18 protein-coding genes are annotated in these 15,014 nt (G+C 58.7%); all 18 read left to right on the forward strand.

All coding sequences use genetic code 11. From position 1 onward, the window contains the following. The first annotated feature begins 90 nt into the window (after window positions 1–90). Window positions 91–372: a hypothetical protein gene (locus CKO35_RS16555; RefSeq protein WP_338031823.1), complete on the forward strand. Its 282-nt coding sequence runs from the start codon at window positions 91–93 to the stop codon at window positions 370–372. A 105-nt stretch (window positions 373–477) separates the two neighbouring features. Continuing rightward, window positions 478–918 (forward strand): flagellar export protein FliJ, encoded by a 441-nt coding sequence (fliJ, locus tag CKO35_RS16560; RefSeq protein ID WP_242467308.1) that lies wholly within the window; start codon window positions 478–480, stop codon window positions 916–918. Window positions 919–978: 60 nt separating this feature from the next. Further along, entirely contained in the window at window positions 979–2,124 is a 1,146-nt protein-coding gene (locus tag CKO35_RS16565) for a flagellar hook-length control protein FliK (protein ID WP_207143887.1), read from the forward strand. Window positions 2,125–2,518: 394 nt separating this feature from the next. Then, the gene (locus tag CKO35_RS16570; RefSeq protein ID WP_242467311.1) at window positions 2,519–2,959 is read left to right on the forward strand and encodes a flagellar basal body-associated FliL family protein; all 441 of its coding nucleotides are present in this window, start codon (window positions 2,519–2,521) and stop codon (window positions 2,957–2,959) included. 9 nt (window positions 2,960–2,968) lie between these two features. Further along, window positions 2,969–3,949 carry a flagellar motor switch protein FliM gene (gene fliM, locus CKO35_RS16575; RefSeq protein WP_200177239.1) on the forward strand — a complete coding sequence of 327 codons (981 nt, stop codon included), beginning with the start codon at window positions 2,969–2,971 and terminating at the stop codon, window positions 3,947–3,949. Window positions 3,950–3,969: 20 nt separating this feature from the next. Then, on the forward strand, window positions 3,970–4,494 hold the full coding sequence (gene fliN, locus CKO35_RS16580) for a flagellar motor switch protein FliN (protein WP_200177227.1): 525 nt from the start codon (window positions 3,970–3,972) through the stop codon (window positions 4,492–4,494). Window positions 4,495–4,502: 8 nt separating this feature from the next. Next, window positions 4,503–4,952: a flagellar biosynthetic protein FliO gene (fliO, locus tag CKO35_RS16585; protein WP_200177228.1), complete on the forward strand. Its 450-nt coding sequence runs from the start codon at window positions 4,503–4,505 to the stop codon at window positions 4,950–4,952. Next, window positions 4,949–5,701, forward strand: coding sequence for a flagellar type III secretion system pore protein FliP (gene fliP / locus CKO35_RS16590; protein WP_200177229.1), 753 nt, complete (start codon window positions 4,949–4,951; stop codon window positions 5,699–5,701). Before fliO ends, fliP begins: the two co-directional genes overlap by 4 nt. A gap of 17 nt (window positions 5,702–5,718) precedes the next feature. Then, the gene (fliQ, locus tag CKO35_RS16595; protein ID WP_200177230.1) at window positions 5,719–5,988 is read left to right on the forward strand and encodes a flagellar biosynthesis protein FliQ; all 270 of its coding nucleotides are present in this window, start codon (window positions 5,719–5,721) and stop codon (window positions 5,986–5,988) included. Window positions 5,989–6,002: 14 nt separating this feature from the next. Then, a complete protein-coding gene (gene fliR, locus CKO35_RS16600) occupies window positions 6,003–6,779 on the forward strand; it encodes a flagellar biosynthetic protein FliR (protein WP_200177231.1) in 777 nt (258 codons plus the stop codon). Between the two features lie 3 nt (window positions 6,780–6,782). Continuing rightward, window positions 6,783–7,940 carry a flagellar biosynthesis protein FlhB gene (gene flhB, locus CKO35_RS16605; protein WP_200177232.1) on the forward strand — a complete coding sequence of 386 codons (1,158 nt, stop codon included), beginning with the start codon at window positions 6,783–6,785 and terminating at the stop codon, window positions 7,938–7,940. Further along, window positions 7,941–10,034: a flagellar biosynthesis protein FlhA gene (gene flhA / locus CKO35_RS16610; protein ID WP_200177233.1), complete on the forward strand. Its 2,094-nt coding sequence runs from the start codon at window positions 7,941–7,943 to the stop codon at window positions 10,032–10,034. A gap of 83 nt (window positions 10,035–10,117) precedes the next feature. Beyond that, window positions 10,118–11,623: a flagellar biosynthesis GTPase FlhF gene (gene flhF, locus CKO35_RS16615; RefSeq protein WP_200177234.1), complete on the forward strand. Its 1,506-nt coding sequence runs from the start codon at window positions 10,118–10,120 to the stop codon at window positions 11,621–11,623. Beyond that, window positions 11,607–12,503, forward strand: coding sequence for a MinD/ParA family protein (locus CKO35_RS16620; protein ID WP_200177235.1), 897 nt, complete (start codon window positions 11,607–11,609; stop codon window positions 12,501–12,503). Before flhF ends, CKO35_RS16620 begins: the two co-directional genes overlap by 17 nt. 11 nt (window positions 12,504–12,514) lie before the next feature. Next, window positions 12,515–13,237: an RNA polymerase sigma factor FliA gene (locus tag CKO35_RS16625; RefSeq protein ID WP_200177236.1), complete on the forward strand. Its 723-nt coding sequence runs from the start codon at window positions 12,515–12,517 to the stop codon at window positions 13,235–13,237. 108 nt (window positions 13,238–13,345) lie between these two features. Then, window positions 13,346–13,726, forward strand: coding sequence for a chemotaxis response regulator CheY (locus CKO35_RS16630; RefSeq protein WP_200177240.1), 381 nt, complete (start codon window positions 13,346–13,348; stop codon window positions 13,724–13,726). 8 nt (window positions 13,727–13,734) lie between these two features. Beyond that, a complete protein-coding gene (locus CKO35_RS16635) occupies window positions 13,735–14,484 on the forward strand; it encodes a protein phosphatase CheZ (protein ID WP_200177237.1) in 750 nt (249 codons plus the stop codon). A gap of 102 nt (window positions 14,485–14,586) precedes the next feature. After that, on the forward strand, window positions 14,587–15,014 hold a 428-nt coding region (locus CKO35_RS16640), incomplete at its 3' end, for an Hpt domain-containing protein (protein ID WP_242467313.1).

The following is a 15,014-nucleotide window of genomic DNA, read 5'->3' on the forward strand; positions in this document are numbered from 1 at the left end:
GGTTACGGACTGCCGGACTTCGCAGAGGAACTCAACTACGGGGTCGATCTATCAACCATCTGAGGGTGGTATCAGGTTGGTGGGGTGAAGGTGCCCCATCAACCATTAAATCCGTATACCCGATATTTCAAGCAGGTGTATTCCCGCTATCAGCAGAACAGGGACCTAATCAGCGTGGGCGCCTATCAACGAGGTTCGGATCCTCGGGTGGATCAGGCCATTGCGCTGCATCCCAGGCTGGAATCATACCTGCAGCAGGATATGCGGCAGTCCGTCAACTTCAAGGATAGTCTCAAGGCACTGGATGGGCTTGGGCTGATGGAGCCTCTTCCCGTGAATGCCTCTGATGATAGAGGAAAGGTGATCCGATGATGCCAGGCAGGATCCTGTGCGGCCTCGTGTGATGCCGGACGGTCATGGTCAGGCCGAAGGCGTGAGCCGTATTTCTGTCGGATTGACTTGTTTCGAGGTGGTTCAATGAATCGATCCAAACGCATGGAACCCGTGCTGCAGGTGGCGGACAACCGTCAGCAAAGGGCTGCCCAGGGCCTGGGGCAGTCACAGATGAATCTGAATGAATGCATGGCTCGGCTTGAGGAGCTGAGCAGTTACCGGGACGAGTACTCACAGCGTTTCAACTCACAGAGCCAAGTGGGCATGACGGGGGTTTCGGTCAGGGACTACCGGCTGTTTCTGCATCGTCTCAACGAGGCGATCGAGCAGCAGCTGCGCTTGGTGGAGGCGGCAAGACAGGAAGTAGAGATGAGCCGAGGCCGCTGGGTGGAGGCTCGGGGGAAAACAGAGGCCTTGAATCGTGTGGTTCAGCAATTCCAGCAGGAAGAGCGTCTGGTGGAGGATCGCCGTGAGCAGGCGGAGCAGGATGACCGCAATGGTCGATCAAGAACGGGGTTCAAGTGATTTCTGGCCCGTTTTTTGTATGTTTCAGCTGTAGCACATGATACATCCGAGGGTTTGGCCATGAGCATGACTTCCATGCCTTTATCCGTAGTATTCAACATGTCCGCCCTGGCAGGCGATACAGCGAGTTCCGTCGGCAAGGCTGGGGTTGCCCATGGGGCAGATTTTCAGTTGAGCCTGATGAGGCAACTGCAGATGCATGATACCCCTCATGAAGATGCGTCCCTGTCTTCGGTGCTTGAGGCGTTGCTGACGAATCCGGATTTTCTGGAGTCAGGTCAATTCAATGCTGACCTCACGGTTTCGGATCTTTTGAACGGGGAACTGGATCCCGAAACGCTCCTGCATTTGTTGGAACAGGCCGGCATCAGTCTTGAGGATGAGGCAACCTTTGATGCCGCGGTGGTAGGATCCGTCCTCTCCACATGGCAGGTTTTGGCCGGAACGGGTCGGGGAGTGCCGGAATCCATTGCTGAGAATCCCCAGACGGGTGGAGGACTTCCGCGGGAGTTTTCAGCGCACAAGGCCTTGGTTGCTGCCCTGGAAAAGGTATTTCATGGACCGGGCACCAGTGTTGTTGCCCAGTCCCGTGAAGAGGGCAATCAGGCAATGCCTCAGGCCCTGCAGGCCCTGTTTTCCAGGGTGGCAGCCGAGGTGCCACTCGCCTCCGGGCGTACTGACGTCTCGCAGGTATTGACGGCGGTTTCATCCGAGATGGCGCCTTCCTCCCTTGCCCAGTCCACCTCGCAGACGACCACGCCATTGCGTGCTCTGGATCTGGATGTGCCGGTTCATCGTCCCAACTGGGGCCAGGCGGTGGGTAGCCGTGTGCTATGGATGGTGAACCAGAATGTCCAGGGCGCGGAGCTGAGACTGACCCCCCCTCAAATGGGTCCCGTGGAGGTGCGTATTGCCATGGAGGGTGATCGTGCCAACATACAATTCCTTGCCCACCATGCCCAGACACGGGAAGCCCTGGACGCAGCGATTCCCAGATTACGGGAAATGTTTGCGGACAGTGGTGTCCATCTGGGCGATGTTGATGTTTCCGGCCGCGAGGCCGGTGGCCAAGGCGATCCGGCCCAGGGGCAGGCAACCGCCAACCCGGATCAGGATGGTGACGGAACCGACTCCGGAAATATCGTGGCGGGGCGGTTGGCCACCGATGGTTCCGATGGTGCTGGTCTGCTGGATGCCTATGCCTGATGGCGCTACGCCGCCGATGTCCAGTATCCTGTACGCCGGGTCATGAATATCCGTTCGTGGACGGCAATGACTGCGCCATGATTTAATTCCAGGACGCCGCCCTGACCAGGGCGGCGTCCTCATTTGCGTTCCCACCGTATAATCTCCCCTCAAGTTCCAGGCCAATCCTGGCATCAAGCCTCGTCGACCTGCCGACTTTCTGAGCGGCTGTATTGTCAAAAAATCGTCGCTTATTTCTGGTTGATATTTAAGTCTTTGATTTTATTTTTTATTTTTTTGATGTATGGATGGCATGGGTATTGCAATACCCCTTTGAAAACGGAGGCCCAGACGCATGGCCAAAAAACCTGAAAAGTCCGCTGCAGCGCCAAATCCCGCAAAGGCAGGTGGCGGCATGTTGAAACTGATCCTGATCATCCTCCTCACCACCTTGGTCGCTGCTGGGGCGGGGGGAGGAATTGCCTGGTATCTGCTGGGTGGTGGCGAACCCCGTGAGGACCGGCCTGAACCCGAGAAGCCGGCCATTTATCTGCCCCTGGATCCCCCCCTGGTGGTCAATTTTCAGGGTTCGGGCAGGATTCGTTTTGTTCAGGTGGGCATCGTGATCATGGCAAGGGATCAGGCTGTGCTGGATGGTATCAGCCGACATATGCCGGTGATCAGGAACAATCTGATGGTGCTCATGGGGAGCAAGACTTATGAAGATCTCATCACCCGTGAAGGTAAGGAGCAGGCCCGCGCTGAAGTGCTGGAAGAGGTAGTGAATGTGCTCGGGATGCGGGGGGAGCGCACCCAGATTGAGGCGGTTTACTTCAACAGTCTTGTGATGCAATGAGGCAGCATGATGGCCACCAGTGACCTTCTTTCCCAGGACGAAATTGATGCCCTGCTGCACGGAGTGGACAGCGGTGCTGTGCAGACTGAGGACGAACTCCTTGCCCACGATGGAGTAGCCAGGGGGTATGACCTGACCACCCAGGATCGCATCGTACGGGGACGGATGCCAACCCTGGAGATGATCAACGAGCGTTTTGCTCGTTACATGCGGATCGGGCTATTCGAACTCCTGCGCCGTTCGGCGGAGATTTCCGTCGGGGGTGTCAAGATGATGAAGTTTGGGGAGTATGTACATTCCCTGTATGTGCCCACCAGCCTGAACATGGTGCGGGTGCGGCCTCTGCGTGGCACCGCCCTGTTCGTGCTGGACCCCAAGCTGGTGTTTATTCTCGTGGATAATTTTTTTGGCGGTGATGGACGTTATCACGCCAAGATCGAAGGCCGTGAGTTCACTCCCACGGAGCTGCGGGTAATTCGCATGTTGCTGGACCAGGCCTTCGGGGATTTGACGAAGGCCTGGGCACCGGTCATGGAACTGGAATTCGAATACAACCGCTCCGAGGTTAATCCCCAGTTCGCCAATATCGTCAGCCCCACCGAGGTGGTGGTGGTCTGCACCTTCCATGTGGAACTGGATGGTGGTGGTGGCGAAATGCATGTGACCATGCCGTATTCGATGATAGAACCCATCCGTGAACAGCTGGATACCGGACTCCAGAGTGACCGGGCTGATGTGGATGACCGTTGGGTCAAGGCGCTGCGGGAGGAGCTCAAGGTGGTCCAGGTGGAACTCACCGCGAAGCTGACTGAAACCGAGCTGACGGTCGCCGAGATGATCAATCTCCAGCCCGGAGACATCATTCCGGTGGAAATCCCGGATCTGTTAACGATCAGGGCAGAAGGAATCCCGGTCTTCCGAGGCAAGTTCGGTGTTTCGGAAGGTTTCAATGCCATCAAGATTACCGAGCCGATCCGGCTCAGTGAATGACGCAAGCGAGGACATCCTCCATGAGTGAAAAAGATCAGGACAACAAGCCCGCATCCGAAGAAGAGGATATCTGGGCTGCCGCATTGGCGGAGCAGGAGCAAGTCGAATCCGGACAGACCTCCGGTGCTGCTGACGACAAGGACGCTGGCGATAATTCAGCGGGAGAAGATCCTGCTGGGGCCAAACCCGGCGGCAAGAAAGGTTCCGCCTGGAAGGATCCCACTCCAAAGATGGAGTTTCAGGATCTGGGGGCTGATTCAGGAGAGCGGGAGGAAGGAGGCGCCGAAGTCAATCTGGGCGTCATCCTGGATGTGCCGGTGACCATTTCCATGGAGATCGGGCGTACCAAGATTCCCATACGGAACCTGCTTCAGCTCAATCAGGGGTCTGTCGTGGAACTGGACCGCCTGGCCGGCGAGCCTCTGGACGTGATGGTCAACGGCACGTTGGTGGCGCATGGAGAGGTGGTGGTGGTGAATGAGAAATTCGGCATCCGCCTCACTGACGTGATCAGCCCGGCGGAACGTGTTCGCAAACTCAAATGAGGCGACACATGTCTGTGTTCAAGTCTGTGGCAGTCGGATCAATATTGCTCTCCCTGTCGTTGACGGCGCTGGCGAATGAGTCCGGCGTCGGAGCGACAGGTCTGGGCATTACCGGAGATGGCGCCGCCTATCTGGGGCAGCTCGTCATGGGGTTGATCCTGGTGATCCTGGCCATTCTGGTGCTGGGTTTCATGATGCGGCGCATGGGCGGGATGAATGCAGGGGTATCGGGTGAACTTCGCGTGCTCGGGGCCGTTTCCCTCGGGGCGCGAGAGCGTATGGTGCTTGTCCAGGCCGGCAAGACTCAGTTGTTGCTGGGCGTCGCTCCGGGGCGCGTCCAGACACTGCATGTACTGGATGAGCCGATTCAACCGAAAGACCGTGCTGTTGAAACCTATCCCGGCAACTTCGCTGAACGACTTCGCCATGCCATGGGCCGGCAGGGAAGGGTGTCATGAGAACGGCGCTGCTGCTACCGGCAGGGATTGTGCTGATGCTGTTACCCGTGGGCCAGGCCATGGCTCAGGCAGGTATTCCACTGCTGTCGGTGGAGACGGATCCGGCAGGCAGTCAGACCTATTCGGTCACCTTGCAGATTCTCATTCTCATGACCTTGATGAGCCTGCTGCCCGCAGCCCTCATCATGCTGACCTCTTTTACCCGAATCATCATCGTGCTGGGTATTTTGCGCCAAGGGATTGGCACTACCCAGACACCTTCCAATCAGATCCTTATCGGACTGGCCCTGTTTCTGACTTTCTTCATCATGGCGCCGGTGTTCCAGGCGGTGAACGAGGAGGCCATACAGCCTTTCATGGCCGAGGAGATCAGTCAGGAGGAAATGGTCCAGCGTGCCTGGGCGCCTTTCAGGGATTTCATGCTCGAGCAGACCCGGGAGACGGATATCGCGATGTTTGCCCGCATTGCCGGGCATGACAGTTTCGAGGCTCCCGAGGATGTTCCCTTTTCCATCCTGGTGCCCTCGTTCATTACCAGCGAACTGAAAACCGCTTTTCAGATCGGGTTTTTGATCCTCATTCCTTTCCTGATCATTGACCTGGTGGTGGCCAGTGTCCTCATGTCCATGGGCATGATGATGTTGTCGCCTCTCATCATTTCACTGCCTTTCAAGATCATGCTCTTCGTGCTGGTGGATGGCTGGGCGATGATCATGAGCACCCTGGCCACCAGCTTTATTGTTGTCTGAACGAAGGGAGACCAGCGATGACACCGAACACCGTCGTGGAGGTAGGCCAACAGGCCGTTATGGTCATAGTGCTGATATCGGCACCGGTACTGTTGACCGCCCTTGCCATTGGTCTGTTCATAGGCATGATTCAGGCGGCCACTTCCATCCAGGAAATGACCCTCTCCTTCATACCCAAGCTGCTGGGCATGTTTGCAGCCCTGGTGGTTGCCGGTGGATGGATGCTGGATCTGCTGGTTGACTACTGTCTGCGACTCTACGAGAGCATTCCGGCGCTGATCGGCTAGGAGTCACTGTATCCATGTTCAGTTTCACCGAGACAGAACTGATCGCCCTGGTTGTCTCCTTCGTATGGCCGTTCGTGCGAATCAGCGCGATGCTGCTGGCGGCACCGATATTCGGTGCGGGAACGGTTCCGGTGCGGATTCGTCTGGTCTTTGCCCTGGTGCTGGCTCTGCTGATCATGCCCCTGCTGCCAGAGGTGCCGTCCGTGCAGCCGCTGAGCATGGAGGGGCTGGTGGTCACGGTACAGCAGGTGCTGATTGGCTTGACCATGGGTTTTATTTTCCAGATGGTTTTGAGTGCACTGACCATGGCGGGTGAATCCATCGCGCTGTCCATGGGCCTTGGGTATGCCTCCATGGTGGACCCCGCCATGGGAGTCCAGGTGCCGGTGGTTTCGCAGTTCTTCATGATCATGGGGACATTGATGTTCCTGGCCATGAATGGCCACATTGCCTTGCTGGACATGTTGCTTCAGAGCTTTTATCTGATGCCTGTCGGTGTCGAGGGGTTGACCCGGGTGGATTTCTGGCAGGTGGTGAGTTTCGGCTCCACCATGTACGTGGGTGCTCTGCTGGTGGGGCTTCCTGTCGTGGCGGCCATGCTGATGGTGAACCTGTCCATGGGGGTGATCACCCGCGCCGCGCCCCAGCTCAATATTTTCGCGGTGGGTTTTCCCATGATGATCATGCTGGGTTTTGTGCTCATCATGCTCAATCTCCCCACTCTTGAACCACGTATCCGTGATCTGGCCATGGCTGGATTCGGGCTCATCCAGCGCATCCTGGGAGGCTAGGCCATGGCCGAGAATGAATCCTCACAGGAAAAAACAGAACAACCGACCCCCAAACGCCTGCGGGATGCCCAGGACAAGGGGCAGGTGGCCAGTTCCAAGGAGCTCAACACCACCCTGGTGCTGTTGACCGGTTCCACCACGCTGTTGCTGTTCGGCGGGGCGTTTCTCAACCACATCCAGGCCCTGATCCGGAACAGTCTGATCATCGACCGGGATCGCATCTTCGATCCGGCCTTCATGATGGTGGCGCTGCAGGCGCGTATCGGTGAGGCGCTGATGATCCTGGCACCCATGTTTCTGGTCCTGGTGATCGCCGCCATCACCGGGCCGGTGGTCATGGGTGGGGGGCGTTTTCGTCTCAAGGGGCTTGAGCCCAAGCCGGACAAGCTCAGTCCCATCAAGGGTCTCAAACGCATCTTCGGACCTCAGGGACTGATGGAACTGGCCAAGACCCTGGCCAAATTCTCCCTGATTGCGGTGGTGGCGGTGGCTATCCTCTGGCAGTTTTCCGATCGCCTGCTGGGGTTGGGAGGACAGGAAATGCTTCCGGGCCTGGTGAGTGCCGGGTACATGATCGCCTGGACCTTCGTCGCCCTGAGCGTGTCCCTGATCCTGGTGGCCATGATCGACGTGCCGTTCCAGTTGTGGAATCACCAGCGCCAGCTGCGCATGACCAAGCAGGAAGTGAAGGACGAGTTCAAGGAGACCGAAGGCAAGCCGGAGGTCAAGAGCAAGGTCCGGCAGCTCCAGTACGAAGTTTCCCGACGCCGAATGATGGCCGAGGTGCCCAAGGCCGATGTGGTGGTGACCAATCCCACCCATTATGCGGTGGCCCTCAGGTACGACCAGGAAAAGGCCGGCGCCCCCCGTGTGGTGGCCAAGGGGGCTGATCTGGTGGCAGGTGAAATCAGGGCAGTGGCCATGCAGTCCGGTGTAACGATCATGTCGGCGCCGCCCTTGGCGCGGGCGCTTTATTACAGCACTCGCCTGGAACAGGAAATTCCGGCCGGTCTCTACGTGGCCGTTGCTCAGGTGTTGGCCTATGTCTATCACCTGCGTAATGCGATGCGCGAGGGTGGAGTGGCGCCGACACCGCCCACTGACCTGCCTGTGCCGGATGAGTTTCTCAAACGTGATGTGCCGCCTGCGGAGAACGGATAAATGGCGAGCTTTGCGGACAGTATGAAGAGTGTGAACCGCGTCGGCCTGGGTGCCCCCCTGCTGCTGATGGCGCTGTTGGCAATGATGGTCATTCCGATGCCACCATTGGCATTGGATCTTCTGTTCACCTTCAACATTGCCCTCTCCCTGGTGGTGATCCTGGTGGCGGTTTATACGCCACGTCCTCTGGAATTCGCAGTCTTTCCGACGGTGCTGCTGGTGGCAACACTGCTGCGTCTGGCTTTGAACGTTGCCTCCACCCGGGTCATCCTGCTGGAAGGGCATACCGGCACCGACGCGGCGGGTAACGTGATTCAGGCCTTCGGTGATTTTGTGGTGGGTGGCAACTATGCCGTGGGTCTGGTGGTGTTCGCCATCCTCGTGATCATCAACTTCGTCGTGGTGACCAAAGGCGCCGGCCGCGTCTCCGAGGTGAGTGCCCGCTTTACCCTGGATGCCATGCCCGGCAAACAGATGGCCATCGACGCCGATCTCAACTCGGGGTTGATTTCCCAGGACGAGGCCCGCAAGCGCCGGGAGGAGGTGGCCCAGGAGGCCGACTTTTACGGCTCCATGGATGGTGCCAGCAAGTTCGTCCGGGGGGATGCCATCGCCGGCATCCTGATCCTGTTCATCAACATCATCGGTGGTCTGGTGATCGGCACCCTGCAGCACGGCATGAGCGTGGGGGACGCCGCCACCAACTATGTGCTGCTGACCATTGGCGACGGCCTGGTGGCCCAGATTCCTTCCCTGGTGCTCTCATCGGCCACGGCCATCATCGTGACCCGGGTGTCGTCGGCCCAGGACATGGGGCAGCAGGTCTTCAAGCAGCTGTTCGGTTCTCCCCGCGCCCTCTATGTGGCGGGTGGCATCGTGGGTTCCCTGGGGCTGGTCCCCGGCATGCCCAACATGGTGTTCCTGAGCCTGGGTGCCCTGATGGGCGCCAGCGCCTATCTGATAAGCCAGCAGCGCGTCGCCGAGGAGGCGGCCGTGGTCAGGGCAATGGATGAGGAGGCGCCGCCCACCACCAGCCCCGAGATGAAGGAGCTCACCTGGGATGATGTGCCACCGGTGGATCTGGTGGGTCTTGAAGTGGGTTATCGCTTGATTCCATTGGTGGACCGGTCCCAGGGCGGGCAGCTGATGGCGCGGATCAAGGGGGTGCGTCGCAAGCTCTCCCAGGAACTGGGCTTCCTGATCCAGCCGGTACATATCCGTGACAACCTGGATCTGGGACCGAACCATTACCGAATCACCCTGATGGGCGTGACCGTGGGGGAAGGCGAAGTGTTTCCGGACCGGGAACTTGCCATCAACCCCGGCCAGGTATTCGGTCAGGTGAAGGGAACTCCCACCAAGGACCCGACATTCGGGCTGGATGCGCTCTGGATCGATCCGGCGCAGCGGGAAGAGGCCCAGGGGCTGGGCTACACGGTGGTGGATGCGGGGACGGTCATTGCCACCCACCTGTCCCAGATCCTCAAGGAGCATGCCCATGAGCTGATGGGGCATGAGGAAGTGCAGCATCTTCTGGATACGCTATCCAAGCATTCGCCGAAGCTGGTGGAAAATCTGGTGCCCAAGACCCTTGCGTTGGGAGTGGTGCTCAAGGTGATGCAGAACCTGCTGGCGGAACAGATCCCGGTGCGGGACATGCGTACCATCGCCGAAACCTTGGCGGAACATGGTGTCAGGAGTCAGGATCCTGACGTTCTTACGGCCGTCGTCCGGGTGTCTCTGTCCCGTGCCATTGTTCAGAACATTGTGGGAACCGCATCAGAGCTGCCTTTGCTGGCCATTGATCCAGCATTGGAACAGATTTTGCAGAAGTCTTCGCAGGGAGGCGGTGGTGCCGGACTTGGAATCGAACCGGGACTGGCGGAACGCCTGCAGCGTTCCATCGCCGAGGCCTCCCAGCGTCAGGAAATATCGGGCGAGCCTTCTGTTCTGGTGGTGTCGCCGGATATCCGGCCGTGGATGTCCCGCTGGTTGCGATCTGGAATACGCGGACTTCATGTCCTGGCCTATACGGAAATACCGGACAACAAACAGATTCGGGTGGTTGCCACCGTTGGCCGGGGCTCGGAGTGACGCTGGTTGTTCAGGATCAAGGCATTTCAATGCTTGTGCAGCGGTTATCACAGACAGCGCAACGGGAATAATGGGTTACCGTCATGAAAATAAAACGCTATTTTGCACCGGATATGCGCCAGGCCATCCGGCTGGTGCGGGAGAAACAGGGGCCGGATGCAGTGATCCTTTCCAGTCGTAGCGTGGAAGGCGGCATCGAACTCATCGCGGCGATGGATTACGATGAAGAGGCGGTACTGGAGATGGCCACCATGGCAGGTGAGCCGGTTTCCAGGCGGGGTGCAACCACCAGCGACATGGCGGCGGCCCCGAGAAAGGCACCTCCGGTTCAGGTACAGGCCCCGTCCGCGATTGAGGCGGATGACAGATTGGGCGGACGCCTGGGACAGGAACACCCTCCGGCGGCACCTTCCCAGCCGGCTTCCGATGCCGGTAAACCCCCGACATCGTTTCCCCCGCTGAGGGCTCGTCGCGAGGAGGCCTGGGCGGAGGAGGGGCTTCCCGCCCTGATGACGCCTGTGGTGGAGCCGCCCGCGCCTGAGTCGACCGATAATGAGAGGGTTTCGAGGCCGGCCAATCCGCAAAGGCTGAAGAAAGTCGTCAATATCGAATGGTCTCAGGAGCCCACGCTCCTTGCCATGCAGAAGGAAATTCAGGGCCTGCGTGCCATGCTGCATGATCAGCTGGCCAGTCTGGCGGGGCAGGAGTTCATGCGCCGGGAGCCGGGCCGGGCAGGCGTGGTGGCCAGACTCCAGCGTCTCGGGCTTGATCCCGAACTTGCCAAGGAGATTGCCATGGAGGTCGCTCACCCTGATGAGCCGGCGGAAGCCTGGCAGGATGCATTGAACCATCTTTCCGGACGTCTGCCGGTCATGCCCGATGGCATCATGGATCAGGCGGGCATCCTCACGCTGGTCGGGCCAACAGGCGTTGGCAAGACCACCACCGTAGCCAAGCTGGCCGCCCTGCAAAGCCTGAGGCATGGTCATGACTCAGTTGCCATGATCACCACGGACGCCCATCGCATAGGCGCTCATCGACAGTTGCAGACCTTTGGTCAGATACTGGAAGTTCCCGTCTTCATGGCGCAGACATCGCGTCAATTGAAGGATATGCTTGAGAGTCTAAAATCCAAGCGACTGATCATCATTGATACGGCGGGCACCAATCAGCGGGACATGAAGCTGATTGCTGAACTGGAGTCTCTGACGACACTTCCTGCGGCAAAAACGTTGCTGGTCATGGCGGCCAACGTGCAGAAGACGGTGCTCATGGAAACCGTTAAATCCTTTGCCCGGATGAAGCCGGCGGGATGTGTGCTGACCAAGGTGGATGAGGCCGCATCACTGGGCGAAGTACTCTCGATCCTTGTCGGGGCGAGGCTGCCCCTTGCCTTTGTCAGTGAAGGTCAACGCGTACCTGATGACCTGCGGCCCGCCAGAGCTGCCCGGATGGTGGCAACCGCCGCAAGACTGGCCGATGCGGCGGGCGAACGTGGCGATGCCCGTCAGGCCCAGGTTGTTTCCCCCATGTTCCGTGAGCCCGTCAATCACCCTAATGCCAGGTATGCCCATGCCTCAAGCCATTGATTACCATGCGGCCCGGCCTTCCCAGTTTCAGGATGTGGCGGTGCCGGTCCGCGTTCTGGCCGTTTCCAGTGGTAAGGGGGGGGTGGGCAAGACCAACGTATCCGTCAACCTGTCCACGGCCCTGGCGCAAACCGGCAAGCGAGTCATGCTGCTGGATGCAGACCTGGGCCTTGCCAACGTCGATGTGCTGCTCGGGCTACAGCCCAGGGCCAATCTGTACCATGTGCTCAATGGAGAAAAGACCCTGGAAGAAGTGCTGGTACAGGGGCCGGCGGGCATGCTGATCGTGCCCGCCGCTTCGGGTATCGCCCGAATGGCGGATCTGGAGCCTGCCCAGCATGCTGGTATCATCAGGGCCTTCAGCGAGTTGTCGCACCCACTGGATGTTCTGGTGGTGGATACTGCGGCCGGACTGCATGACAGTGTCACCAGTTTCTGCCGCGCCGCTCAGGAGGTGATGGTGGTAGTATGCGATGAACCGGCTTCCATTACCGATGCCTACGCACTGATCAAGGTCCTGAACCGGGACCACGGTCTGATGCGGTTTCGCATTCTCGCCAACATGGTGCGCAACGATAACGAGGACGAGGGCCAGACACTTTTCCGTAAATTGGTGGCGGTGTGTGACCGGTTCCTGGAGGATGTGATCCTGGATTACGTCGGTGCGGTGCCCCATGATGAGTTGCTGCGCAAGGCGGTTCAGCGTCGGCAAAGCGTGATGGAGGCCTACCCGTCCAGTCCCGCCGCCCGCGCCTTTCGCAACATTGCCAGCCGGATTGACCAGTGGCCCATGCCACGCAGTGCCCGTGGTGGAATCGAATTCTTTGTGGAAAGGTTGATCAACAGCGGTTTTGACGACCCTGAGCCAGCAGCATCATAAGTGCCATAGCCATGTATTCCCGCACAGAGGTAGATCATACCCGACTGGTGGACGAGCATGTTCCCTTGGTCAAGCGTATTGCTTACCATCTGCTCGCCCGCCTGCCCGCCAATGTGCAGGTGGACGATCTGATCCAGTCCGGTGTCATTGGTTTGCTGGAGGCGGCCCGGCACTATGACCCCAGTCAGGGGGCGAGTTTCGAGACATATGCCGGGATCCGCATCCGTGGAGCCATGCTGGATGAGGTCCGGAGAAGTGACTGGACACCCCGTTCCGTGCATCGCAATGCGCGCCGGATCAGCGACGTAATTCGGGAGATCGAGGGCCGGGAGGGGCGTGTGGCGTCCGGTGCGGAGATTGCGCAAGCCCTGGGCGTGGACCTGGAAGCCTACCATGACATGCTCCGTGATGCGGTCGGCTGTCGCGTGCTGGGCTTTGATGACCTATGCGATACTGATGCAGATGTGGATAATTTCCTCCCGAGCCAGGGGCCGACCCCTCAGGAGTCCCTGACCCGCGAGAATTTCCGGCAAGCCCTTGCGGATCATATCGATACCCTGCCCGAGCGTGAGCGTTTGATCCTCTCTCTGTATTATGATGATGAACTGAACCTGCGGGAGATCGGGGAAGTGCTTGGTGTCAGCGAGTCCCGGGTCTGTCAGATCCATGGTCAGGCGCTGGTTCGGCTCAGGGCTCGCATGAGCGAGTGGGTTTCCGATGGCGAGAGGGTCTGATTGCCACCTCGTCGGCAGCATTGAACTCAAGAATGCCGGAAATCACCCATACTTCACGGGTGTTTTTCAGGTGCGTATCTTAATCGGGAGGTTATTGTGGACAAGAATATGAAGATCCTCATCGTGGATGATTTTTCCACGATGCGCCGCATTATCAAGAATTTGCTGCGGGATCTTGGATATAACAATACCGCCGAAGCCGATGATGGCAGCACTGCGCTGCCCATGCTTCAAAACGGTAATTATGACTTCCTGGTCACCGACTGGAACATGCCCGGCATGCCCGGCATTGATTTGTTGCGGGCGGTGCGTGCCGATCCCCGTCTCAAGAACATGCCGGTTTTGATGGTGACGGCGGAAGCCAAGCGCGAGCAGATTGTTGAGGCAGCACAGGCCGGCGTGAGCGGTTATATCGTCAAGCCCTTTACTGCGGAAACCCTGAAGGAGAAGATCAACAAGATCTTTGAGCGAATTCAGGAACAGGGGTGAGCGGCGTCATGGAGAACCAGGAAGACAGCAAAGAAGCCCTGTTCAAACAACAACAGCTTGATCGTGCCCGTGAACTGGTCAAGCTCATGGAGTCCGGCGAGGAGGAGGCGGCCGGTCGGCTCATCGAAGAAATGGGCCGCATGCATGAGAGCCTGCTGTTTCAGGAGTTGGGCAAGCTGACCCGTGATCTGCACGAGGCCCTGAACAGTTTTCGCATGGACTCACGGCTTTCTGAACTGACCCAGATGGACATTCCCGACGCCAAGGAACGCCTCAATTATGTGGTGGCCATGACGGATCAGGCCGCCCATCGAACCATCACTGCGGTGGAGGAGGCATTGCCGGTTTCCGAGGCCCTGGCGGAGCGTGCCCGGACGCTGGCTGGAGACTGGGTCCGCTTCCGCCAGAGGGAGATGTCCGTGGATGAATTCCGGGCTGTCAGCCAGTCTCTGGCAGATTTCCTGGGTGATACGGAGCGGGATGCCGAAGTGCTTCGCAAGCATCTTTCCGAGGTGCTCATGGCCCAGGATTTTCAGGATTTGACCGGGCAGGTCATCCGCCGGGTGATGACCCTGGTGCAGGATATGGAGGACAATCTGGTGGGCTTGGTGCGGATTTCCGGACAGCGGCTGTCCAAGCCGGAAAGCCAGGATCCCACCAAGCCTGGGGGACCTGCCGTGAAAGGAACGTCCGATCATGGCGACGTGGTGAGCAACCAGGACGATGTGGATGACTTGCTGTCCAGTCTTGGCTTCTAGGGTACCCTTGCTGGACGGGGCGTCGGCCCGTTTCAGATTTGACTGGTCCGGCCGCCAAACTGGTGTAACAAGGTGCGTGTGCACCAGGCATGAGAGACGGACATGAGTCTGGATACCGACGACGAAATCCTTCAGGACTTTCTGATTGAGGCCGGAGAACTGCTGGAGGGCCTCAGTGAGCAGTTGGTGCAGCTTGAGCAGACACCAAACGATAAAGACCTGCTCAACGCGGTGTTTCGCAGTTTCCATACCATCAAGGGCGGGGCAGGTTTTCTGAGTCTGGAAAACCTGGTCAAGATCTGCCATCGCGCCGAGGATGTATTCAACCTGTTGCGCCAGGGGCAGCGCCAGGTAGACAGCAATCTGATGGATATCATCCTTCAGGTGGTGGATGTGCTGAATCGGATGTTTGACGAGGTCCGTTCCGGTGAGATGCCGCTTCCCGCCCCGGATCACCTGATGGCGGCCCTTGAACCGCTTACGTTGCCTGCCGGCGAGGCGCCCGAGGCCCCGCCGGCAGGCAACGTAAG

It is taken from the genome of Ectothiorhodospira shaposhnikovii (genome assembly GCF_016584105.1).
GTDB classification, from domain to species: Bacteria; Pseudomonadota; Gammaproteobacteria; order Ectothiorhodospirales; family Ectothiorhodospiraceae; genus Ectothiorhodospira; species Ectothiorhodospira shaposhnikovii.